Annotated in this window: 25 protein-coding genes; 4 read left to right on the top strand and 21 right to left on the bottom strand. The window is 66.6% G+C overall.

Annotation, left to right across the window (positions count from 1 at the left end; all coding sequences use genetic code 11):
* Positions 1-18: 18 nt before the first annotated feature.
* The 6 genes from AB4Z37_RS29485 to AB4Z37_RS29460 all read right to left on the bottom strand — a co-directional run bounded on the left by AB4Z37_RS29485 (position 19) and on the right by AB4Z37_RS29460 (position 4,881).
* Entirely contained in the window at positions 19-831 is an 813-nt protein-coding gene (locus AB4Z37_RS29485; protein ID WP_441520274.1) for a MerR family transcriptional regulator, read from the bottom strand.
* A 104-nt stretch (positions 832-935) separates the two neighbouring features.
* A complete protein-coding gene (locus tag AB4Z37_RS29480; RefSeq protein ID WP_441520273.1) occupies positions 936-1,295 on the bottom strand; it encodes an integration host factor subunit alpha in 360 nt (119 codons plus the stop codon).
* A 147-nt stretch (positions 1,296-1,442) separates the two neighbouring features.
* Positions 1,443-2,420 (bottom strand): beta-ketoacyl-ACP synthase III, encoded by a 978-nt coding sequence (locus tag AB4Z37_RS29475; RefSeq protein ID WP_441520272.1) that lies wholly within the window; start codon positions 2,418-2,420, stop codon positions 1,443-1,445.
* On the bottom strand, positions 2,417-3,478 hold the full coding sequence (plsX, locus tag AB4Z37_RS29470) for a phosphate acyltransferase PlsX (protein ID WP_441520271.1): 1,062 nt from the start codon (positions 3,476-3,478) through the stop codon (positions 2,417-2,419). The genes AB4Z37_RS29475 and plsX overlap by 4 nt, the downstream gene beginning before the upstream one ends.
* A gap of 183 nt (positions 3,479-3,661) precedes the next feature.
* The gene (locus AB4Z37_RS29465) at positions 3,662-4,312 is read right to left on the bottom strand and encodes a YceD family protein (RefSeq protein ID WP_441520270.1); all 651 of its coding nucleotides are present in this window, start codon (positions 4,310-4,312) and stop codon (positions 3,662-3,664) included.
* A gap of 14 nt (positions 4,313-4,326) precedes the next feature.
* Positions 4,327-4,881, bottom strand: a complete 555-nt coding sequence (locus AB4Z37_RS29460) for a ubiquinol-cytochrome C chaperone family protein (RefSeq protein ID WP_441520269.1) — start codon at positions 4,879-4,881, stop codon at positions 4,327-4,329.
* A gap of 74 nt (positions 4,882-4,955) precedes the next feature.
* Here AB4Z37_RS29460 and AB4Z37_RS29455 point away from each other — a divergent pair, with 74 nt between their 5' ends.
* The gene (locus AB4Z37_RS29455; protein ID WP_441520293.1) at positions 4,956-5,507 is read left to right on the top strand and encodes an outer membrane protein assembly factor BamE; all 552 of its coding nucleotides are present in this window, start codon (positions 4,956-4,958) and stop codon (positions 5,505-5,507) included.
* A 154-nt stretch (positions 5,508-5,661) separates the two neighbouring features.
* On the opposite strand, the gene AB4Z37_RS29450 is transcribed toward AB4Z37_RS29455, so the two are convergent.
* The 13 genes from AB4Z37_RS29450 to AB4Z37_RS29390 form a co-directional block, all read right to left on the bottom strand.
* Positions 5,662-5,976 carry a hypothetical protein gene (locus AB4Z37_RS29450; RefSeq protein ID WP_441520268.1) on the bottom strand — a complete coding sequence of 105 codons (315 nt, stop codon included), beginning with the start codon at positions 5,974-5,976 and terminating at the stop codon, positions 5,662-5,664.
* 85 nt (positions 5,977-6,061) lie between these two features.
* Positions 6,062-6,352 carry an HdeA/HdeB family chaperone gene (locus AB4Z37_RS29445; RefSeq protein ID WP_441520267.1) on the bottom strand — a complete coding sequence of 97 codons (291 nt, stop codon included), beginning with the start codon at positions 6,350-6,352 and terminating at the stop codon, positions 6,062-6,064.
* 126 nt (positions 6,353-6,478) lie between these two features.
* On the bottom strand, positions 6,479-7,444 hold the full coding sequence (locus AB4Z37_RS29440; protein ID WP_441520266.1) for a helix-turn-helix domain-containing protein: 966 nt from the start codon (positions 7,442-7,444) through the stop codon (positions 6,479-6,481).
* 142 nt (positions 7,445-7,586) lie between these two features.
* Complete coding sequence (locus AB4Z37_RS29435; RefSeq protein WP_441520265.1) at positions 7,587-9,707, bottom strand: sodium-translocating pyrophosphatase; 2,121 nt, start codon at positions 9,705-9,707, stop codon at positions 7,587-7,589.
* Between the two features lie 277 nt (positions 9,708-9,984).
* Positions 9,985-10,986 (bottom strand): thiamine-phosphate kinase, encoded by a 1,002-nt coding sequence (gene thiL, locus AB4Z37_RS29430; protein WP_441520264.1) that lies wholly within the window; start codon positions 10,984-10,986, stop codon positions 9,985-9,987.
* A 3-nt stretch (positions 10,987-10,989) separates the two neighbouring features.
* Positions 10,990-11,493 (bottom strand): transcription antitermination factor NusB, encoded by a 504-nt coding sequence (gene nusB, locus AB4Z37_RS29425; protein ID WP_441520263.1) that lies wholly within the window; start codon positions 11,491-11,493, stop codon positions 10,990-10,992.
* Between the two features lie 4 nt (positions 11,494-11,497).
* The gene (gene ribH, locus AB4Z37_RS29420) at positions 11,498-11,989 is read right to left on the bottom strand and encodes a 6,7-dimethyl-8-ribityllumazine synthase (RefSeq protein WP_441520262.1); all 492 of its coding nucleotides are present in this window, start codon (positions 11,987-11,989) and stop codon (positions 11,498-11,500) included.
* Positions 11,990-12,096: 107 nt separating this feature from the next.
* On the bottom strand, positions 12,097-12,696 hold the full coding sequence (locus tag AB4Z37_RS29415) for a demethoxyubiquinone hydroxylase family protein (protein WP_441520261.1): 600 nt from the start codon (positions 12,694-12,696) through the stop codon (positions 12,097-12,099).
* A gap of 46 nt (positions 12,697-12,742) precedes the next feature.
* On the bottom strand, positions 12,743-13,354 hold the full coding sequence (locus AB4Z37_RS29410) for a riboflavin synthase (RefSeq protein WP_441520260.1): 612 nt from the start codon (positions 13,352-13,354) through the stop codon (positions 12,743-12,745).
* Positions 13,354-14,511: a bifunctional diaminohydroxyphosphoribosylaminopyrimidine deaminase/5-amino-6-(5-phosphoribosylamino)uracil reductase RibD gene (gene ribD / locus AB4Z37_RS29405; protein ID WP_441520259.1), complete on the bottom strand. Its 1,158-nt coding sequence runs from the start codon at positions 14,509-14,511 to the stop codon at positions 13,354-13,356. Before ribD ends, AB4Z37_RS29410 begins: the two co-directional genes overlap by 1 nt.
* Entirely contained in the window at positions 14,508-14,990 is a 483-nt protein-coding gene (nrdR, locus tag AB4Z37_RS29400) for a transcriptional regulator NrdR (RefSeq protein ID WP_441520258.1), read from the bottom strand. Before nrdR ends, ribD begins: the two co-directional genes overlap by 4 nt.
* Positions 14,991-15,002: 12 nt before the next feature.
* Positions 15,003-16,304, bottom strand: coding sequence for a serine hydroxymethyltransferase (gene glyA, locus AB4Z37_RS29395; RefSeq protein WP_441520257.1), 1,302 nt, complete (start codon positions 16,302-16,304; stop codon positions 15,003-15,005).
* Between the two features lie 278 nt (positions 16,305-16,582).
* Positions 16,583-16,969: a thiol-disulfide oxidoreductase DCC family protein gene (locus tag AB4Z37_RS29390; RefSeq protein WP_441520256.1), complete on the bottom strand. Its 387-nt coding sequence runs from the start codon at positions 16,967-16,969 to the stop codon at positions 16,583-16,585.
* A 259-nt stretch (positions 16,970-17,228) separates the two neighbouring features.
* Here AB4Z37_RS29390 and AB4Z37_RS29385 point away from each other — a divergent pair, with 259 nt between their 5' ends.
* From AB4Z37_RS29385 to AB4Z37_RS29375, 3 genes are all read left to right on the top strand, one after another.
* A complete protein-coding gene (locus AB4Z37_RS29385) occupies positions 17,229-17,513 on the top strand; it encodes a hypothetical protein (RefSeq protein ID WP_441520255.1) in 285 nt (94 codons plus the stop codon).
* A gap of 412 nt (positions 17,514-17,925) precedes the next feature.
* Positions 17,926-18,354 carry a hypothetical protein gene (locus AB4Z37_RS29380; RefSeq protein WP_441520292.1) on the top strand — a complete coding sequence of 143 codons (429 nt, stop codon included), beginning with the start codon at positions 17,926-17,928 and terminating at the stop codon, positions 18,352-18,354.
* Positions 18,355-18,929: 575 nt separating this feature from the next.
* Complete coding sequence (locus AB4Z37_RS29375; protein ID WP_441520254.1) at positions 18,930-19,682, top strand: alpha/beta fold hydrolase; 753 nt, start codon at positions 18,930-18,932, stop codon at positions 19,680-19,682.
* A 19-nt stretch (positions 19,683-19,701) separates the two neighbouring features.
* Here the strand turns inward: AB4Z37_RS29375 and AB4Z37_RS29370 are convergent, their stop codons facing one another.
* The gene (locus tag AB4Z37_RS29370; RefSeq protein WP_441520253.1) at positions 19,702-20,649 is read right to left on the bottom strand and encodes a LysR family transcriptional regulator; all 948 of its coding nucleotides are present in this window, start codon (positions 20,647-20,649) and stop codon (positions 19,702-19,704) included.
* 259 nt (positions 20,650-20,908) lie between these two features.
* On the bottom strand, positions 20,909-21,424 hold the full coding sequence (ldtR, locus tag AB4Z37_RS29365; protein ID WP_441520252.1) for a transcriptional regulator LdtR: 516 nt from the start codon (positions 21,422-21,424) through the stop codon (positions 20,909-20,911).
* Positions 21,425-21,465: the final 41 nt, after the last annotated feature.

The raw sequence follows: 21,465 nt of genomic DNA, 5'->3' as shown, positions 1-21,465 counted from the left end.
CAAGGACCCTCGTCCCACCTATTTCACCGGAAAGATTTCCGGCGGCATGCCCTTGAGGGCGTCGTCGACCAGGCGCTTGCAGGCCATGAGGTCGTCGAGCGCGGATTTCAGCTTCGCAGCGTCGGCCGGCGTCAGGCCGGCGCGTGGCGGCTCGCGATGGCGCTCGGGGGGCGGCGGCGCGACGCGGGGCGCCACTGGCGGGGCAACCGGCGCCTTGTGCAGGACGGGCTCGACACGCCCGGTGAATGAGGTATCGCGGCCGGCGGCCCGCTGCGGCGGGATCGGCGGAGCGGCGCGCACCGGCGGCGCTTCCGCCTCCTCATCATCGTCCTCGCCTTCGTCCTCGTCCGCCTCATCGTCCGCGGCGTCGATCTCCTCGTCCTCGTCCGCCGCCTCGTCGCCCTCGTCATGGGCGTCGGCGGCGACCGCATCCTCGTCGCCGTCGTCGTCGTCAGCGCGTTCATCATCATCGACATCAGACTCGGCGGCCGCGGCCGCCCGCTGCGGCGCCGGCGCGGCCGGGCGCGGCCGCTCGGCCATCGCCGAGGGCGCGGCCGCGGTCTCGTCGGCGAGGCCCTGCACCGCCTTGATGCCCTGCTCGCGCAGGATTCGTTGCACGCCCTTGATGGTGTAGCCCTCGCCGTACAGCAGCCGGCGGATGCCGCGCAGCAGGTCGACGTCGTCGGGGCGATAGTAGCGGCGGCCGCCGCTGCGCTTCATCGGCTTGATCTGGCTGAAGCGCGTTTCCCAGAAGCGCAGCACATGCTGGGGGATGTCGAGGTCGTCGGCGACCTCGCTGATGGTGCGGAATGCGTCCGGTGCCTTGTCCAATGCGCCTTCCCTTCCGAGCGCGCCGCGCGCATCCCTGCGTATCGGATTCGCGTGCCTGACGCACGGGCTGGACGATGGGCGGGCGGCGTCATGCCGCCGCGGAGCTACTCCGCCTTCGCGGCGGTCGTGCTCGGCGGCGCGGCGGGCGCGGCTGCCGCGGTGACGCCGTTGCCATTGATACGCTGCTTGAGGATCGCCGACGGCTTGAACACCATCACACGCCGCGGCGAGATCGGAACCTCGGTTCCGGTCTTCGGATTACGTCCGATCCGCTGCCCCTTCTTGCGCACCATGAAGGAGCCGAACGACGACAGCTTCACGGTCTCGCCCCGTTCGAGGCAATCCGTGATCTCCTTGAGCACGAGTTCCACAAATGCCGACGACTCCGTGCGCGACAGGCCCACCTTCTGGTAGACCGCCTCGCACAAGTCGACGCGCGTCACAGTTTTTCCGGTTCCGGCCATCGCCTGCCCCAAATTCGGCGAGATAATCGCTGCTGGAAGATCAATTCGTGTCTGAAATTAGGAGTTTACCCGCCTAGGGTCAACTCCGCTCACAACCAAATTGCCAATAGGGTAAGCCCGAAAAACTTTAGTCAAATGGATAGCGTCTCACCAGCGCACCAGGGCCGAGCCCCAGGTGAAGCCGCCGCCCATGGCCTCCAGCAGCACGAGGTCGCCCTTCTTGATCTTGCCCTCGGCCACCGCCGTCGACAGCGCCAGCGGGATCGAGGCCGCCGAGGTGTTGCCATGGCGATCGACCGTCAATACCACCTTTTGCGGTGCAATATGAAGCTTGTGTGCTGACGCATCGATGATGCGCTTGTTGGCCTGGTGCGGCACGAACCAGTCAATATCGTCGGCAGTCGTCCTGGTCGCCTCGAAGGCGTCGACGATGACATCGGTGATCATGCCGACCGCATGCTTGAACACCTCGCGGCCTTCCATCCGCAGATGTCCCACCGTCTGGGTCGAGGACGGGCCGCCGTCGACATACAGCTTGGACTTGTGGCGACCGTCGGAGCGCAAGTGGGTGGTGAGGATGCCCGGGTCGGTCGGCGCGCCGGAATGCTGCTGGGCCTCCAGCACCACCGCGCCGGCGCCGTCACCGAACAGCACGCAGGTGGTGCGGTCGTTCCAGTCGAGGATCCGTGAGAACGTCTCGGCGCCGATCACCAGCGCGCGCTTGAACGCACCGGTACGAAGGAAGTTGTCAGCCGTCGCGAGCCCGAACACGAAACCCGAGCACACCGCCTGCAGATCGAACGCGGCGCCGTGATGGATGCCGAGGTTGTGCTGGATCGCCACCGCCGTCGCCGGGAAGGTGTTGTCCGGGGTCGAGGTTGCCAGCACCACGAGGTCGATCGACTGGGCGTCGACGCCGGCATTGGCGAGCGCCGCCTGCGCCGCCCTGGTGCCGAGATGGGAGGTGAACTCCCCGGGCGCGGCGATGTGGCGCTGATGGATGCCGGTGCGCTGCACGATCCATTCGTCGGAGGTGTCGATCCGCTGCGCCAACTCCGCATTGGTCAGGATCTGCTCCGGCAGATACGACCCACAGCCGAGCACGACCGAACGCGTCACAGTCACGAGAGAGCCTCCTGAGCGGCGGGCGCCAGATTGAGCGCCGCGCCTTCGCGATGAAGTGTCTGATTGATCTTGGTCAGAAGATCGTATTTGACCATCTCGTAACCGACGTCCACGGCGGACGCAAAGCCCGCGGCATTGGCGCCGCCATGGCTCTTGATCACGATACCGTTCAGTCCGAGAAAGACGCCGCCGTTCCCCTTGTTGGGATCGACTTTTTCGCGAAGCGCGCGGAACGCGCCGCGCGCCATCAGCGCACCGAGCTTGGAGCTCCAGGTGCGCGTCATGGCGCTGCGCAGGTACTCTCCGAACTGCCGCGCGGTGCCCTCGGCGGTCTTCAGGGCGATGTTACCGGTGAAGCCTTCGGTGACGATGACGTCGGCGGCGCCCTTGCCGATGCCGTCGCCCTCGACGAAGCCGATGAAATCCATCTGCGGCAGGTTCAGCGCGCGCAGCAGCTCAGCCGCCTCGCGCACCTCCTCGACCCCCTTCACTTCCTCGACGCCGATATTGAGCAGGCCGACGGTCGGCCGCTCGAGATCGAACAGCACGCGTGCCATGGCGCTGCCCATGATCGCGAGCGTCGCGAGGTGCTGGGCGTCGGCGCCGATCGAGGCGCCGACATCGAGCACGATGGATTCGCCGCGCAGCGTCGGCCACACCGCGCTGAGCGCCGGCCGATCGATGCCCGGCAGCATGCGCAGGTGCAGCCGCGCCATCGCCATCAGCGCGCCGGTGTTGCCGGCGGAGATGGCGACATCGGCCTCGCCCTTCTTCACTGCGTCGATCGCCAGCCACATCGACGACGTCTTGCGGCCGCGGCGCAGCGCCTGGCTCGGCTTCTCGCTTCCGCTGATGGCGACGTCGGTGTGCACCACCCGCGACACCGCCTTGAGCGCCGGCAGGGCGTCGAGCTCGCGGCCAATCAGCGCACTGTCGCCGAACAGCACGAACTCACTATCGGGATGTCGCGTCAGCGAGATCGCAGCCCCTGGAACGACCACGGACGCACCGAAATCGCCCCCCATGGCGTCCAGCGCGATTCGAACCTTTTGAGGCATAACGTCCCGGCAATCCGATGTTTGCGCCCCTAAGAGTGGCGCCTTGAGCCTTCGCCGCCTGGGCAGCGCCGCGGAGCCTTGAATGGCCCTCGCGGGCCGCGACAATACCCTGTCCGCGCCCCTATACAACTCTTGACGCGGGTTTTGGGGGCGCGATTCCGCCTTGCATTTCGTTGGCTTGCCCTAATCGCCGGCTTCGGTGTCGTTTTTGGGCCCTTTGCCGGCGGACGGCTTGGCCGACGGCGCATCCTTGAGGGCCTTGAGCGCCGCAAACGGATGGCTTTCCGGGTCCTCGGCGGTCACCAGCGGCTCGAACACCACGCCGGGTTTACGCGGATAGGGATCAATTCCCAGGAACAGCACGTCGGCAGCCAGCTGACCGAGATCGATGGTCCCGTCGGTGATCGCCTCCGGCGGGTCCGGCTCCTCATCCGTTGCTTCCGCCTCCTGCTCCATCGCCTTGATGATGGCCGCGACCTGGTCCTCGGGGGCGAACAGCAGGTCGACCGGCTCGTCGATCGTGCTCTCCAGCGGCTCGAGGGTCACGACGCAGGTCTGGCCGATGCGGCCGCTCACCCGCCCCGTGACATGGATCCGCCCGCGCCCGGCGGGACGCAGGTCGAAGCTGGCCTTGGCCTCGGCGATATCCCTGAGGCCGGCGAGCCCGGCCATGGCGGCGCGCTGGGCCGCGTCGGCGCTGAGCGCGGCATGCTGGCCGGCTTCGGGAATCTCGTCCACGGCGATGCGGACGCTCCAGGGATGGGCCGCGGCACCGCGCGCATCTTTCTCGCGCCTGGCATCTTTGTCGCGCTTGAAGTCCTTGTCGCGTGTCATGTCTTTCTCGCGGGTCATGCCGGCCCCTGCGGGGCCGGGAAACGAAAGGCACCGGCCTGCAGCGCGGCGCCGTCGAGGGCGTCGAGCCGGGTCGCGGCTGCCTCGACATATTGGCACAGGCCGGCGGCCAGTGCCGGATCGGTGGTGTTCAGCACATTACGGGCGAGCGCGTCCGCCATGGCGCCGCGCCCGGCGGCGAACGCCTTGTCGTAGGCTGCGGTACGGCCATAGAACGCCTCGCCGAATTTCTGCATGCGCTTGGGCACCGTCAGGTCCCCGACACCCATCTCCCGTAGATTCGCATCCATGTCGCTGCAGAAGCGATCGAACAGGCCCTGCCCCAGGCCCTCGGGGGGCACCGCGCCGCCCTCCGCCGCCCGCAGCGGCCGCAGCACGAGCCACAAATGCAGGACGATCATGTCGAAGCGGCCATTAACTGTGTCGGGCACGTGGAGTGCTTGATAAAACAGCGGTTCTCGTGCCTGCGCCACGATCATGCCATAGATGGCCTCAATGGTGCCGCGCAACGGCGTCTGGGGATTCAGAAAGCGTTTGAAGGGCCAAAGCATTACCGGTTCCGCGGGGTGATCCCAAAGGGTCTTGTCAAGGCAGCGCCCTGCCCGGTACGTCAATGCCCCGCGTGATGCAAGAGGACGGGGCGAGCCCCGGAATGACCGAATTGAAGACCTTGTCGAACGACGTCGCCCGCGCGGACGAGACCGCCGCCCTCCGGCAGCCGCACGGCCGCCTCTCGCGCAGCCCCGCCCGTCTGCTCGGCCTCGTGCTCGCCGCCACCGCGGCCTGCGTGGCCCTGACCGGCTGCGGTGCATTCCAGGAGCAGTACCAGAAGGGCTACATCATGCCCGAAGGCGCGCTGGAGCAGATCCCGATCGGCGCCAGCCAGGATCAGGTGCTGATCGTGCTCGGCACCCCCTCCACCGTCGCGACGCTGAACGGTGAAGTCTTCTATTACATCTCCCAGCGCGCCGAGCGGAAGATCGCCTTCATGAACCAGCAGATCGTCGATCAGCGGGTCATCGCGGTGTATTTCGACAAGAACCGGCATGTCACCCGGCTCGCCAATTACGGCCTGAAGGACGGCAAGATCTTCGATTTCATCAGCCGCACCACGCCGACCTCCGGCCAGGAGATGAGCTACCTGACGCCGCTGTTCAAGCTGCTGTCGTTCCACTGATCGGCTGACCGCGCCGCGGGGATGCGCGGCCACAACACGACGGCGGCGGCGCGCCCGGGGCGCCCGCCGTGCGGCCTCAACTGAACATGCCTCACCTGATCATCGCTCGGCTGATCACAGGATGTGCCGGTCTCAAGGATGTGCCGGCGCCGCGTCAGACCGCGGCCAGCCCCTGCTGCACGAACTTGTAACCCGCTTCCCAGCGCTGATGCTGCTCGGAGCCTTCCGGATAAGGATTGCGCGGGCCTTGTTCGTGTTCGCGCGGGCGATTGATTTTCGCCAGCTTGCCCTGCTCGAACGGATCGCGATTGTCGGTCCCCATGGTCGCGTGCTCCCTGCTGAACGCGCCATCATAACTTGCAGACCCCGACACGGTTTCCATCGCCGCGCGGATTTTATTTCGTGAGCAACCGCTGCGTTTGTCATCAAACTGCCAACTGACGGAAGCCAGCCGCCGGTGGCCATACATTGATGCAACGCAACAATTCGTGCGGGCAGCGCGGCAACCGTGCGCTGCCCCACGGGATGACGTCCATCAGGGCCCGATGACCGGACTACTTTCCGAGAATCTTCTCGGCCGCGTTGACGATGCTGATGTTCGGGTTGGTGGCACAGAACGCGCCGAACTTCTTGGCGTTCTCGAGGAACACGGTGGTGTCGATGATCGCCTCGTTGCTGTCGCCCTTGTACCAGCCGTCCATCCAGGTCAGCACCATCTTGATGCTGTCCTCGCCGCTCTCCAGAAACTGCTTGCAGCTCAGCGTCGCCAGATCGATCGTTTCCGCCCGACTTGCGGTCGCCGACAGAACCATGGCCACGGATACCAGAAAAATAGTGCGCTTCATGACGCCCCTCGTTGCCTAACACAGCGGGCGGCAACCTAGCGGGGTTCGACGACAGAGTCGTCTCAACGAGCGCAGCGAGCTGGGTGCCGGCCGCAAAAAAACGAACGGGACGAAGCAAGCCGGCGGTTAGCGTACCCCACTCACCGACTGCCGATACTCGATCGGCGCCATGCCGAAGGCATTGCGGAACAGGCGGTAGAACGTCGCCAGGCTGTCGAAGCCCGAGGCGAACGCCACCCCCGAGACCGGCCGCGCCGGTGCTTCGGCGAGCAGCGCCTGGGCGTGGGCGAGGCGCAGCGCCGTCAGATGGCGGGCCACGGTCGTGCCCGTCGGCTCGAACAGCAGGTGCAGCTGGCGGACCGAAATCTCCAGCATCGCGGCGATCCGCGCCGGGGTCAGGTCGCCGCGCCGGAAGTTCTGGCTGATCAGGTCCCTCGCCTGGATCAGCCGCACCTGGCGAACCGCAAGCCGCAGCGCCTCGTCGGTGGGCGCGAGCAGCCCGCGCACGCCGAGCGCGATCTGCGCCAGCGCCACCACGGCGGCGTCGAGATCCGCCTCCGTCAGGGTTGCGGCCTGGTTGAGGAACGCCGGGAAGCAGGCGGACAGCAGCGAGCTCAGCCGCCGCTCGTTGCCGACCAGCTGCGGCGACAGATCGCCGTCGCGCCGAACGAACGGGACGCAGATGGTGAAGGGAATCTTCAGGATGCGCAGATGGAAGCCCGCCTCGGTGGTCGGGCGCGTGGCATAGGGCAAGTCCGTATGGCTGGTGGCGACGGCCCCGGCGGCGACGGTGAACTCGGTTTTCCGGCTCGTGCCGAACCAGGCCGCCCCGCCGAGCTGCTGGTAGATGCAGACGCTGTTGCCCGGCGCGCGCGAGATGTCCTCGCCGGTGCGCCGCACCCAGTAGGGCGAGGCATGCATTTCCACCAGCGTGGCCGCGGCGAGAGGCTCGGCCGAGAACTCGCCGCGGAAGGCGGCGCGCTGGTCCACCTCGAGCTCGGCGGACACCCCGAACAGATGCTTGGCGCGCACCTCGCGCCAGTAGGCAAAACGCTCTGCGGGCGGCAGCGCATCAGTCGACCAGATGGGCATGGCGCGTCCCCCTTCCCCAACAACGGCAGCGCGCGCCACCGTGGCAATGCTGACGCCAAGTTTAAGCAATCATGGCGCGAAATTCAAAAGAGAGGGCCCGTGGCGCAGCGCCACGGGCCCCGTTTGGTTCAGGCCTCCGGGATCAGTGCGCCAGGATCGCGAGCAGCAGCAGCGCCACGATATTGGTGATCTTGATCATCGGGTTCACGGCGGGGCCCGCCGTGTCCTTGTAGGGATCGCCGACGGTGTCGCCGGTCACGGCCGCCTTGTGGGCGTCCGAGCCCTTGCCGCCGAAATGGCCGTCCTCGATGTACTTCTTGGCGTTGTCCCAGGCGCCGCCGCCCGAAGTCATCGAAATCGCGACGAACAGGCCGGTGACGATGACGCCGAGCAGCATGGCGCCAACCGCCGAGAACGCCGCCGACTTGCCGGCGGCGCCGCCGCCGGCGATGACGTAGATCAGGAAGTAGACGACGATCGGCGACAGCACCGGCAGCAGCGAGGGGATGATCATCTCCTTGATCGCCGCCTTGGTCAGCAAGTCGACGGCCTTGCCGTAATCAGGCTTGTCCTTGCCCTGCATGATGCCGGGCTTCTCGCGGAACTGGCGGCGCACCTCCTCGACGATGGCGCCGGCCGCTCGGCCGACCGCCGTCATGCCCATCGCGCCGAACAGGTAGGGCAGCAGGCCACCGAACAAGAGGCCGACCACGACATACGGGTTGTTCAGCGAGAAGTCAGGCGCGACGCCCTGGAAGTATGAGTTCGGCGCCGCATTGGCGACGAAGTACTTGAGGTCCTCGTTGTAGGCGGCGAACAGCACCAGCGCGCCGAGACCGGCGGAGCCGATGGCGTAGCCCTTGGTCACCGCCTTGGTGGTGTTGCCGACCGCATCGAGCGCATCGGTCGACTTGCGCACCTCCTTGGGCAATCCCGCCATCTCGGCGATGCCGCCGGCATTGTCGGTGACCGGGCCGAAGGCGTCGAGCGCCACGATCATGCCGGCGAGCGCGAGCATGGTGGTGGTGGCGATGGCGATGCCGAACAGGCCGGCGAGGCTGTGGGTGATCAGGATGCCGGCGATGATGACGATCGCAGGCAGCGCGGTCGCCTCCATCGAGATCGCAAGGCCCTGGATCACGTTGGTGCCATGGCCGGTGACCGAGGACTGCGCGATCGACTTCACCGGACGATAGTCGGTGCCGGTGTAGTACTCGGTGATCCAGATGATCAGGCCGGTGACCGCGAGGCCGACGACGCCGCACTCGAACAGGGCAAGGCCGCTGTAGCTGACGCCCGCGAGCGGGCCGAAGCCGACCAGGTGGTTGATCACGAGGCCGACACCGACCAGCGACAGCACGCCGGTGGCGATCAGCCCCTTGTACAGCGCCCCCATGATCGACTGGCTGGCGCCGAGCTTCACGAAGAAGGTGCCGATGATCGAGGTGATGATGCAGATGCCGCCGATGGCGAGCGGCAGTGTCATCATGTTGGTGAGCAGCGGCGACTTGGCGAAGAAGATCGCCGCGAGCACCATGGTGGCGACCGCGGTCACCGCATAGGTCTCGAACAGGTCGGCGGCCATGCCGGCGCAGTCGCCGACATTGTCGCCGACGTTGTCGGCGATGGTCGCCGGGTTGCGCGGATCGTCCTCGGGAATGCCGGCTTCGACCTTGCCGACGAGGTCGCCGCCGACGTCGGCGCCCTTGGTGAAGATGCCGCCGCCGAGACGGGCGAAGATCGAGATCAGCGAGGCGCCGAAGCCGAGCGCCACCAGCGCGTCGACGACCGTGCGGCTGTTGGGCGTGAGCTTGAGGATCTCGGTCAGGTAGCCGAAATACAGCGTCACGCCGAGCAGCGCGAGGCCGGCCACCAGGAGGCCGGTGATCGCGCCCGCCTTGAAGGCGAGCTCGAGGCCGCCGGCGAGCGACTTGGTCGCCGCCTGGGCGGTGCGCACGTTGGCGCGGACCGAGACGTTCATGCCGATGAAGCCGGCGGCTCCCGACAGGATCGCACCGATCAGGAAGCCCACCGCGACGAGCACGCCGAGGAAATAGGCCAGCAGCAGGAAGATCACGACGCCGACGATGGCGATGGTGGTGTACTGGCGGCGCAGATAGGCCTGAGCGCCTTCACGCACTGCAGCAGCGATTTCCTGCATGCGCGCATTGCCTGCGTCGGCCCCCAGCACCGACGAGGTCGCCCAGATGGCGTAGACGATGGAGAGTGCCCCGGCGAGCACAATCACCCACAAAGTAGTCATGAATGCAGCCTCGATCCTTATGTGTTTCCCCATGACGCCCGTTGTTTTCCCCGAAGGATGGGCGTCAAAAAATAAGGCAGGCCTGCCGCAAGGCAGGTCGCTGCCTTAATTCGACACGAAGCATGCCAAAATCACATAGGCGGTGCAACGCCACCGGGCGGGCCGCGCTCCGATTCGCTCCACAATTGGTCCAAGGTCTAACTGCGGCGCGCCAGAGCGCTCGAAAATGGCCGTGCGCGCCGGGCGCCGGCACACGGGCCGACAGGCGCAAGGCCGCTCAAAAATGGCTGTAGGACAGCCGTGACAGCACAATCGGGGCGCCCTGCCCGTCGAAGAAGATCGGCGGGGCAGTGCCTGCGCCCACCGTTCCGATCGCCGTGACGGCGACACCCGCGGCAGCGGCGGCCGCGGAGAATGCGGCGCTGCCGTCCGGCGGAACGGTACAGAGAATCTCATAATCGTCGCCGCCGGAGAGAATCGTTTCGCGGCTCGCCGCTCCCGCAGCGAGCACCGCGCGGGCCGGCGCCGACAGCGGCACCGCGTCCGCCGCGACCTGCGCCGACACGGCGGACGCGGCACAGAGCTTGGCGAGATCGCCGGCGAGCCCGTCGGAGACGTCCATGGCAGCGCTGGCATGTGCGCGCACGGCGAGCGCCAGCGCATTGCGCGGCTGCGGCACGCGATAGCGCGCGGCGAGCACCGCGGCGGCCGACGGATCGGCCGCGAGCGCGGCGGCGGATTTTCCGCCACGCAGCACATCGAGGCCGAGCGCCGCGTCGCCGATGGTGCCGGAAACAAAGATGCGATCGCCGGCCTGCGCACGGTCACGGCGGACCATGGCGCCTTGCGGCACGCGGCCGAACGCGGTGATCGAGATCATCAGCGGCCCGGGCGTCGACACGGTGTCGCCGCCGAGCACCGGGCAACCGAATGCGACAGCGTCCTCGCCGAGCGCCGCCGCGAATGGCGACAGCCACGCATCCGCCGCGTCGCGCAGCGCCAGTGTCAGGACGAAGCCGGCGGGCACGGCGCCCTTCGCCGCAAGATCGGACAGGTTCACCCGCAGCGCCTTGCGCGCGATGGTGTCCGGCGGATCGGAGGGCAGGAAATGCACGCCCTCGACCACCGCGTCGGTGGTCACCACGAGGTCATCGCCGCCGGCGGCGAGCACGGCGGCGTCGTCGACGAGGTTGAAGGCACCGGGGTCGGTCGCCAGCGGACGAAAGTAGCGCGCGATCAGCGAATCCTCACCGGAGCTGGCCGATCCGGGCGCACCCATTGCCTAGCCGCCGGTCCGGGTGAACTCTTCGGCGCGGAACTGGCGGCCAATCTGGTCCAGCACGGCGTTGACGAGGCCGGTCTCGTCGCGGTCGACGAAGGCGTTGGCGACGTCGACATACTCCTTGATGACGACGCGGGCCGGCACGTCCTTGCGGTGCTCGAGCTCATAGGCGCCGGCGCGCAGCACCGCGCGCAGGATGGCGTCGATGCGCTGCAGCGGCCAGCCCTTGTTCAGCATGTCGTCGAGCAGCGGATCGATCCGCGCCTGGTCGTTGACCACGCCGGACACCACGTCGCGGAAGAACGCCGCCTCGGCGGGCAGATAGGTGTCGCCCTCGATCTCGTTGCCGAGCCAGTGGCTCTCGAACTCGGCGAAGATGTCGTTGAGGCCGGCGCCGGCGATGTCCATCTGGTAGAGCGCCTGCACGGCCGCGAGCCGCGCGGCGCCGCGCCGGTTGGCCTTCTTGGGCTCGTCCTTCTTCGGCGCTGGTTTGGAATCGGCCATGGCGTCAGGCCTTCGCCAGACGGCGCTTGATGCGCAGCATCGCCAGCGCGGCCCGTGCCGCGTCGCCGCCCTTGTCGAGCTCGCCGCGGCGCGCCCGCGCCCAGGCCTGCTCGTCGGTGTTGACGGTGATGATGCCGTTGCCGAGCGGAATGCGGCGCGCGACCGCAAGGTCCATCAGCGCGCGCGAGGATTCCATCGACACGATCTCGAAATGGATGGTGTCGCCGCGCACCACGCAGCCGAGCGCGATGACGGCGTCATAGGGCTTGCCGGCCTTCTCCGCGGCATCGAGCGCGATCGCGATCGCCGCCGGAATCTCCAGCGCGCCGGGCACGGTGATGACGTCGCGCGTCAAGCCCGCGGCCTCGAGTTCCACGCGGGCGCCGTCGAGCAGCGCGTCCTGGATGTCGTCGTAGAAGCGCGCTTCCACGATCAGCGCGCGGGCGCCGCGAATGTCGGTCTGGTCTTTCAGCGGGGCGCGGCGGGCGTCGGCCATCGGTGTTCAATCCATGTCGGTCGTCAGGGGTGCCGGGGGTTTTAGTCGCACCGGCCCCGGAAGCCAAGCCAATATTGCACTGCAAACCCTCTGAGAACACGCGACTTTCAGGATTTTGCCGACTTCAGTGCCCATGCCATCCGCTGTGAATCACCCCAGGTCGACAACCAGATCAGACCATCCGTCGCGATCGCAATGATCGTGCGTAGCAATCGTACTCCCCTGCCCGGGGCCCGCAACTGTTCTTCGGCATGATGCAGGTGGGCGATTTCCTCCGCACGGATCGAGAGGACGATGCCATGCAGCTCGGCATCCCGATCGCAGAGAAAGTGCAGTTGGTCGTCGAGATGGCGATGCACCGTGGCCTCGACGGCGGCCGTGCAGGCCCAGATGCCCTGGCGACCGAGCAGCGCCGTGACAAGGCCGAGCAGCCAGCCACCCCAGCTCCAGAGCTGCATCACGCGGCATGGACGCGATCGGCGGGACGACATCGCCGCCCGAAACATTGCGCAATGGGTGCGCTCGTGTCTGCGCATCTCGGTCAGGGCCGCGACACAATCCGGCCAGAACCAGCGGGCGACGGCGATCTGGGCGGAATAGATCCGGATCGCTCCGAACTCGCCGGCATGGTTGACGCGAACGATCCGGGCGATGGTCAGGGCGTCGCGCGGATCGACAGGCTCCCGGGTGCCGGCGTCTCGCAACATCTGCCGCCCCCGGGTTCTGTTTTCGCGTTGCCGCGAGGTTCGCGATCTATGCCCGCATCTCGGTCAGCCGCGCGGCGTAGCGGGCCATCAGGTCGACCTCGATATTGATCTCCTGGCCCTGCCGCCAGCGGCCGAGCGTGGTCACGGTCAGCGTGTGCGGAATGATCAGAACCGAGAACTGGTCGTCGGCGACGGTGTTGACGGTCAGCGACACGCCGTCGAGGGTGATCGAGCCCTTCGGCGCGATGAAGCGCGCCAGCTCGCGCGGCGCGCGCAGCTCAAACCGCGCCATGTCCGGCAGGTCGTCGCGGGCGACGATGGTGGCGATGCCGTCGGCGTGGCCGGCGACGATGTGCCCGCCGAGCTCGTCGCCGATCTTGAGCGCGCGCTCGAGATTGAGGCGGGTGCCCTGCTGCCAGTGCTGTGCCGTGGTCATGCGCAGCGTCTCGGCCGCAGCGTCGACGTCGAACCAGGTCTGGCCGTCGGCGACGCCGGAGCCGACCACCGTGAGGCAGACGCCGTTGCAGGCGATCGAGGCGCCGTCGGCGATGGTGCTCTGGTCGTAGCGGCAGGCGATCCGCAACCGGTGCAGCTGGCCCTGGGCGGTGGGCGAGAAACGGCTGATCTCGCCGACGTCGGTGATGATACCTGTGAACATCAGTTTCGCTCGTAAATCGTGAGAAGGTCGGATTGCAGCGTCTCGGTGCGGCGCACGCGCCACGCCGGCGACGCCGTGATGGTCGACAGTGGCAGGGTGTGCAGTGCGGCGACGCCATCGTCGCCGATGGTCTGTGGCCCGCGCAGCAGCCAGACCTCGTCGACGAGGCCGGCGCTGACGAAGGAGGCCGCGACTTGCGCGCCGCCCTCCACCATCAGGCGGGTGATGCCGCGCTTCGCCAGCTCTCGCAGCACGGCGTCGAGCGCGAGCCCGGCGGGACCAGTGGCGAGGCGGATCACCTGCGCGCCTTCGGCGCCGAGAATGGCGGCGGCCGGAGCTTCCGCGGCGGCACCGGTCAGCACCCACAGCGGGGTCTGGCGGGCCGATGCGGCAAGGCGGCTCGCCGGCTTCAGCCGCAGATGGGTATCGAGCACCACCCGCACCGGCGAGCGCGCCACCATGCCGGGCAGCCGGCAGGTGAGCAGCGGATCGTCCGCACGCGCGGTGCCGACGCCGATCAGGATGGCGTCGTTCTGCGCCCGCAACAGGTGCACCCGCGCCTGCGCGGCCTCGCCGGTGATCGCGACCGGCTGGTGGCCGGCGCTCGCGATGCGGTCGTCCCGGGACACCGCGAGCTTGAGGATGACATGGGGCCGGCTGTCGCGGACGCAGCGGAAATGCCCGGCATGGTCCCGCGCCGCCTCCTCCGCCCCGAGGCCGACATCGACCTTGATGCCGGCGGCGCGCAGCCGCGCATGGCCCTGGCCTGCCACGTCCGGATTGGGATCCTCGATCGCGCTCACGACGCGGACGATGCCGGCGGCGACGATGGCGTCCGCACAGGGCGGCGTCTTGCCGTGGTGGGAGCATGGCTCGAGGGTGACATAAAGCGTGGCGCCGCGCGCCGCGGCCCCCGCGCGCTGCAGCGCCTGCGGCTCCGCATGGGGCCGGCCGCCGGGCGCGGTCCAGCCCCGCCCGACAATGATACCGTCCTTGACCACCACCGCACCGACCGCCGGGTTCGGCCACGTGCGGCCGAGGCCGCGCCGGCCCAACGCCAGCGCCAGCTGCATGTAGCGCTCGTCGGCTTCCCTGCTGGCGCTCCTGGCCTGCGCGAGCTCACCCGCGACCTTGGTTTCCAGGATGCGGAAGATCATTTTCGCAGGAGCAGCGCGCGCGGGTCGTCGTCGCTCGAGAGCTCGCCGAGCACGGCCTCAAAATCCTTGGCCTCGCGGAAATTGCGATAGACCGAGGCGAAGCGCACATAGGCGACGTCGTCGAGCTCGCGCAGGTGCTCCATCACGATCTCGCCGATCGCTTCCGACGACACCTCCGCCTCGCCGCCGCTTTCCAGTTCACGCACGATGGTGGAGACCATCTTCTCGACACGCTCGGGGTCGACCGGCCGCTTGCGCAGACTGATCTGCAGCGAGCGGACGAGCTTGTCGCGGTCGAACGGCACCCGGCGGCCATTGCGCTTGATCACCGTGAGCTCGCGCAGTTGCACGCGCTCGAAGGTGGTGAAGCGGAAATTGCAGGCCATGCACACGCGCCGCCGGCGGATCACGGACGAATCTTCGGTCGGCCGTGAATCCTTGACCTGCGTATCGAGACTATTGCAACTCGGACAGCGCATGCGCCCGTGCCCTTAACTGTAGATCGGGAAGCGATCGGTGAGCTGGCGCACCCGCTCCTTGATCGCCGCCTCGACCAGCGGCGCCTGGCCGTCGCCCGACTGCGCGACCGCGTTGAGCACCTCGGAGATCATCGCGCCGACCTGCTTGAATTCGGCGACGCCGAAGCCGCGGGTGGTCGCCGCCGGGGTGCCCAAACGGATGCCCGAGGTGACGAACGGCTTCTCCGGATCGAACGGCACGCCGTTCTTGTTGCAGGTGATGGCCGAGCGCACCAAGGCCTTCTCGGAGATGTTGCCCTTGAGGCCCTTGGGCCGCAGGTCCACCAGCATCAGGTGGTTGTCGGTGCCGCCCGAGACAATGTCGAAGCCGTTGGCGCGCAGCGTCTCCGCCAGCGCCCTGGCGTTCTCCACGACGTTCTTCGCATAGACCTTGAACTCCGGCCGCAGCGCTTCGGCCAGCGCCACCGCCTTCGCCGCGATGACATGCATCAGCGGGCCGCCCTGCAGCCCCGGGAAGATCGCCGAGTTGAGCTTCTTGGCGATGGCCTCGTCGTTGCTCAGGATCAGGCCGCCACGCGGGCCGCGCAGCGACTTGTGGGTGGTGGTGGTGGTGACGTGGGCATAGGGCACGGGCGAGGCATGCACACCACCGGCGACGAGGCCGGCGAAGTGCGCCATGTCCACCAGCAGGTAGGCTCCGACGCTGTCGGCGATCTCACGGAAGCGCTTGAAGTCCCAGGACCGCGAATAGGCCGAGCCGCCGGCGATGATCAGCTTCGGCTTGACCTCTTCGGCCTGCTTGGCGACCGCGTCCATATCGATGATCTGGTCCTCGCGGCGCACGGTGTAGTGCGCGGCCTTGAACCAGCGGCCCGACATGTTGACGGGCGAGCCGTGGGTCAGGTGGCCGCCGGCGGCGAGGTCGAGGCCCATGAAGGTGTCGCCCGGCTGCAGCAGCGCCAGGAACACAGCCTGGTTCATCTGGCTGCCGGAGTTCGGCTGCACGTTGGCGAAGCCCGCGCCGAACAGCTTCTTGGCACGCTCGATGGCGAGGTTCTCGGCGATGTCGACGAACTCGCAGCCGCCATAGTAGCGCGCGCCCGGATAGCCTTCCGCATACTTGTTGGTCATCACCGAGCCCTGCGCCTCGAGCACGGCGCGGCTGACGATGTTTTCCGATGCGATCAGCTCGATCTCGTGCTGCTGACGACCGAGCTCGCCCTTGATGGCGGCGGCGATTTCCGGATCGGCCTCGGCGAGGGTCGCATTGAAGAACGAGTCGGTGGGGGTGGCAGGCTTGGCAGACGAGCTCATAGGCGGAAAAGTCTCCACCGCCGCGGCCTGTCGGTGCGGGCGCGAACGGTCACGAGGGGTGGTCGGAAACAGCGCTCGGGGCTTAGCACATCGTCGCCGGGCGGCCAAGTTCCAGTGCCGCAGAACAGCTATTTATACCACATATGGCGGTCCGGGACCGATCCCGGAGCGGCCCGGGACCGGCCGAAGCGCGGTTGGAACGCGCTTGGCTGTTCATCCGCGGCTTGCCCGCGCCCGCCCCGGTCCGATGCACCCGCCGGCAGCCTCACCGGCGCCCTCTACCAGTGCCCCTTGCGCCGGTTCCAGGCATAGAGGATGTCCGCGAAGCGGTCGTAGCCGAACCGCGCCAGCGACCCGACCACCGGCAGGCCGGCGAGCCGCCCGAGCCACGCGTCCCCCGGTGTGCGCAGCCAGATCGCCGCCGCACAGTCCGCCCCGACGTAAAGGCGCCCGTCGGCGTCCACCCCATGCAGCCGGCGGCGGATGTCCTCGACATTGGCGCCGAACCGCACCAGCGCATCCGGTTCGAGATTGATGTCACGGAATTCAATCGCCCCTGCCCGCGCTGCCTGCACGAGACGGTTGCGCTGCCAATCGATGCCGGCGTTACAGACCGGGCAGCGAGTGTTGTACCAGACGGTGAGTTTGGGGAGTGGGGCGGTCATGATGGGCTGAACATTAAAGCCCGGCCTTCGTCGATCAAGTCAGAGAATACGACCGGGATGAGCGCCGCGAAACCGAAGTCTCTTGCCAACCATCGCAAGCTCGAAATCGCATCAGAAACATTCTGGTGCGATAGCCGTTGCGATACGCCAGGCGCGGATATCGTCCTTTCTGCCATTCCAGACATTCGCTACGCTCAAGGAGTTCAGTGTCCGACCTCATCCTTCGGCGCGAGAACACACCATTAGCGAGGAGAAAATCATGGTCGCAAAATATCAATTTCAATTAATCGATTCCGCAAGTGGAAAGACAATCGCGCAGCCAATCCCGATGCCTGCCCCTTATCCCTTCAACGTGGGTGATTTCTATATTTTCGGCGGCAACAATCGCGCACAGGTCAGCGCCATCGCACACTTCTTTACGAATGTCGGACCAGATCAGATCTACACGACTTATCTTTCGCTTTCTCAAGCAGCATTTGCAGCGACGCATGATGAAACCGTCTTCAGCGGCGGTGATCCAGTCGTTCCTTGGCCTCGGAGATGATCGTCAAGATCAAACGGCATTTTTCACCTTTCCGCTGCACTCAAAAAAAGCTGCACCGGAGAACCGGATCGGCGTGAGAGAAGCGGAAATTGTTGTTGCTTGGGGCCGGCGGTCTGTCGCCGCCGTGCCCGATCTGTTGAAAGGAAAACCTGCGCTCAGAGCGCGATACAGGATCTGGTGGGTCCAGAACCGCTCGAGCCGGTGCAGCAACTTGTTGAGACCGTTCGAGATGCGGTCAACAGCTCCGCTCGTCTTGGAAGTCATCACAAGTATTGCAAGCGATATGTTGTGCAGCGCAGCGGCCCCAACGACGTCCGACCAAAGCCCAATAGCGCCGAACATATCTCCGGTAGACACTCGCAAAAAACACCACCGGACGCTCCGTTCCGGCTGGCAAAATCAAGGGTGGAACATGATGCCGGATTCGGTCGTGCTGTTCGCCGCTGTCATTTTGCTGTTTCCGATGGGCTACCTCCTGCTCGCGGCGCCGGCGTTTTTGCTGGTGAAGCTGGATATCCAGCCCGTCGGCCTGCTGCTCCGCGCGATGTTCAACGGCTATTTCCTGACACTGAGCGTCGCCGCAGTCCTCGCGACCATTGTCGTTGCGCTGGATGGCCGTCTCGCCCTCACCGTCGGCATCAGCCTGATCGCAGCCTTGACGATCGCATCGCGCCGCTGGTTCCTGCGCCAGATGGATGCTGGCCTTCGTGACCGCGAGGCCGGTGACGCCGATGCCCCGCGCCGGCTGCGTCAGCTGCACTGGGGCGGCATGCTCGGCAACGCCGTTCAGCTCGCCGTTGTCATCTCCAGCATTCCCTATGTCGCCGCCGCCCCGGCCTGATCCGGTCTGACGAACAAAGCCGCGCTCGGCTTGCGGTGTCCCCGCGCCTTCCGCCTCTCAACGACCGGAGCGTTTCGGCCTGCCGACCCTGATTAGCTTCGCGTGCAACTATTATGATTTTCATATGAATTATAATGCATGATGTATTGGCCCGATAATGAATTATGCATCATCGTACGGGTCATGAAAAACACCTCCTCCCACCTCAACTCCTCGCGCATCGAGGCCGTCCGGGCCCCCCTCACGGACCGGGCCCCCGCTGATCACAACGGCGCCATCCGGATCATTTCGGCAGCGCTGCACAGCTGGCCCGAGCTGACGCTCCTCGGCGAGGTGGCGGTCGGAGGCGACAACCTTCACCGAGCAGACGCAACTCTTCGCGCTTTGTTCGCAACCTTTCCCATCCGCGATGATGGGGAAACCGCGCCGCCAGAAGGAGCTTTTCCTCCCTAGCGGCACCTCTCCCGCTTCACCGCTCGCTTCAGCAGCTCCGTTCGGAGCGGCCGGCGGAGCTTTGTCCCAACCAGCTGCCTTGTCAGCACAGCCTGGCAGCAAAGCCAGATAAGGAAACAGCCATGAAACGTCTCCTCACTGCATCCGTTGCCGTTGCCGCGCTCGCCCTGGGCATGTCTGCGGCGGTGTCAGCCGAACCGATCAAGAATGTCGTCCTGGTCCACGGCGCGTTCGCCGACGGCTCGGGCTGGCGCGCGGTCGCCGACATCCTCGAGCACGATGGATATTCGGTTTCGATCGTGCAGGAGCCGGAAACCTCGCTGGCCGACGATGCCGCCGCCACCAAGCGCATCATCGAGCGCGTCAACGCGCCGTTGATCCTGGTCGGCCACAGCTACGGCGGTGCGGTCATCACCCAGGCCGGCAACGAGCCGCAGGTGCGCGGTCTGGTCTACATCGCAGCCTTCCAGCCCGACACGGGGGAGGCGCTCGGCGGCCTGCTCAAGCAAATGCCGCCGGCGGCGAACAGCGCGATCCCCGCTGGCGAAGGCTATGTGATCGTCGACCCGAAGGCATTCCACGCCGATTTCGCGGCAGACCTCCCCGCAAAGGAAGCCCGCTTCATGGCGATTTCCCAGGTGCCGATCAGCGTCACGGGGTTCGGCACCCCGATCACCAACGCCGCCTGGCACAACAAGCCGAGCTGGTACGCGGTCGCGACCGAAGACCGCATGATCAATCCCGACCTGGAACGCTTCATGGCCAAGCGCGCCGGCAGCACGACGATCGAGGTGAAGGGCAGCCACTCCATCTACATGTCGCAGCCTCACGCGGTCGCCAAGCTGATCGAGCAGGCCGCCAAGGACGCGAAGTAGAGGAATGCGAGGTCGTCGATCAGGGCATGGTCAGATCTGCGCCGCAGGAGCGTGGCGCAGATCCCGGCTCGACGATCTCCCCAGACCGGAGAATTGCGCGACACAGATCCATCGCCCGCTGCATCGCGGGAAGCTGGCGGCGGCCACGCGGATAGATCAGCGCCAGCCGCTCCGGTGTGGGGAGCAGAGCCACCGCATGCATCGCAAATCCCGGACGCGGCTTGTGCATGGCATGAACCGGCAGCAGTCCAAGCCCGACATGGCGCTCGACCAAGGTGTAGATCGCCGAGATATCGGTCGAATCGGCGACGACAGAACAGGACACGCCGGCGGCGGTGAAAGCCTCCATGATCCGCTCATAGATGCCGCCCCCCGATCGCCGGCGCAGCAGGACAAGCGGCACATCGGCAAGCGCGGCGGGCGTGATCTCGTCGCCCGTCCGCCAGCGGTCGTCGCCTTCGCGGCACAGCAGGACGATCGACAACGGCGCCAATGCCTCGACGCCGAGCCCGGAATTCGCCACCGGCATGTGGGTGACAGCGAAATCCAGTTGCCGTGCCTCGACCATCATCTCCAGCAGCTGCGGCTCGCCCTGCTGGAGCGAAAAGCTGACGGCGACGCCTTCCTCGCGGATCCGGGCCACCATTTCCGTGATGATCTCGATCGACACCTGCGTGAAGCCGACCCGCAAGCGCGCGGTAAAGCCTCGCCCGATCGCCCGCATTTCCTGATCGAGCGCCGATGCGCCGCTGAGGAGCTCGGCTGCCCGCTCGTAGAGCGCCCTGCCGGTTTCGGTCACGGTGAGGCCGCGCCCGGCGCGCTCGAACAGCGAGATGCCCCACTCCGTCTCGAGCTGCTTGATCGCCATGCTCAGATTGGGTTGTGCGACCCGCAAGACGTCGGCCGCCGCGGCCAACGACTGGTGTTCGACCACCGCGCGGAAGTAGGCCAACTGTCTCAGATTCATCGCGGGCTCAAAGCAGGCAGATAGAGACGGACTTGACGGTAAGCTGTCATGTTAACCCAGCCGGTTCAGATCTGAAAAGAGCGGCGGGCACCACAAGGACGACCGCTGTTCGGATCACGCGGCGCCGCCTCGCCGGCACGCGCAAAAAAACGCCGACCCGGAGAACCGGATCGGCGCGCAAGAAGGGGAAATTGTTGTTGTTGTGTGGGGCCGGCGGTCTGATGCCGCCGTGCCCGATCTGTCGGAAGACAACCTGCGCTCAGAGACGATACAGGATCTGGTCGGTCCAGAACCGCTCGAGGCGGTGCAGCGACTTGTTGAGGCCCGCGAACTCCTCGTTCGAGATGCCGCCGACCAGCTCCACGGTCTTGACGTGCTTCTGGTACAGCGCCTCGACGATGCGGCGGATCTCCTGGCCCTGCGCCGTGAGGCGGATGCGGACCGAACGGCGATCGACGCGCGAACGCTGGTGATCGAGGAAGCCCATCTCGACGAGTTTCTTGAGATTGTACGACACGTTGGAGCCGAGATAGTAGCCGCGGGTGCGCAGCTCGCCGGCGGTCAGCTCCTTGTCGCCGATGTTGTAGAGCAGCAGCGCCTGCACCGAGTTGATGTCGGAGCGGCCACGGCGATCGAACTCGTCCTTGATGACGTCGAGCAGGCGGCGATGCAGCCGCTCCACCAGAGTCAGGGCTTCGAGGTAGAGCGACTGGATGGCCGGCTTGCCGGCATCGCGTTCAACGGGCTCGACCGCCGTCGCTACGGCTTTGATCATGACACTTTCCCCTGTCGTCGTTTTTATCGACTTATTCGACG

The sequence above is a fragment of the Bradyrhizobium sp. 2TAF24 genome, from assembly GCF_052115025.1.
GTDB lineage: Bacteria > Pseudomonadota > Alphaproteobacteria > Rhizobiales > Xanthobacteraceae > Bradyrhizobium_A.
Note: the sequence above shows the minus strand (reverse complement) of the source record. Positions and strands in the feature narration are given on the sequence as shown.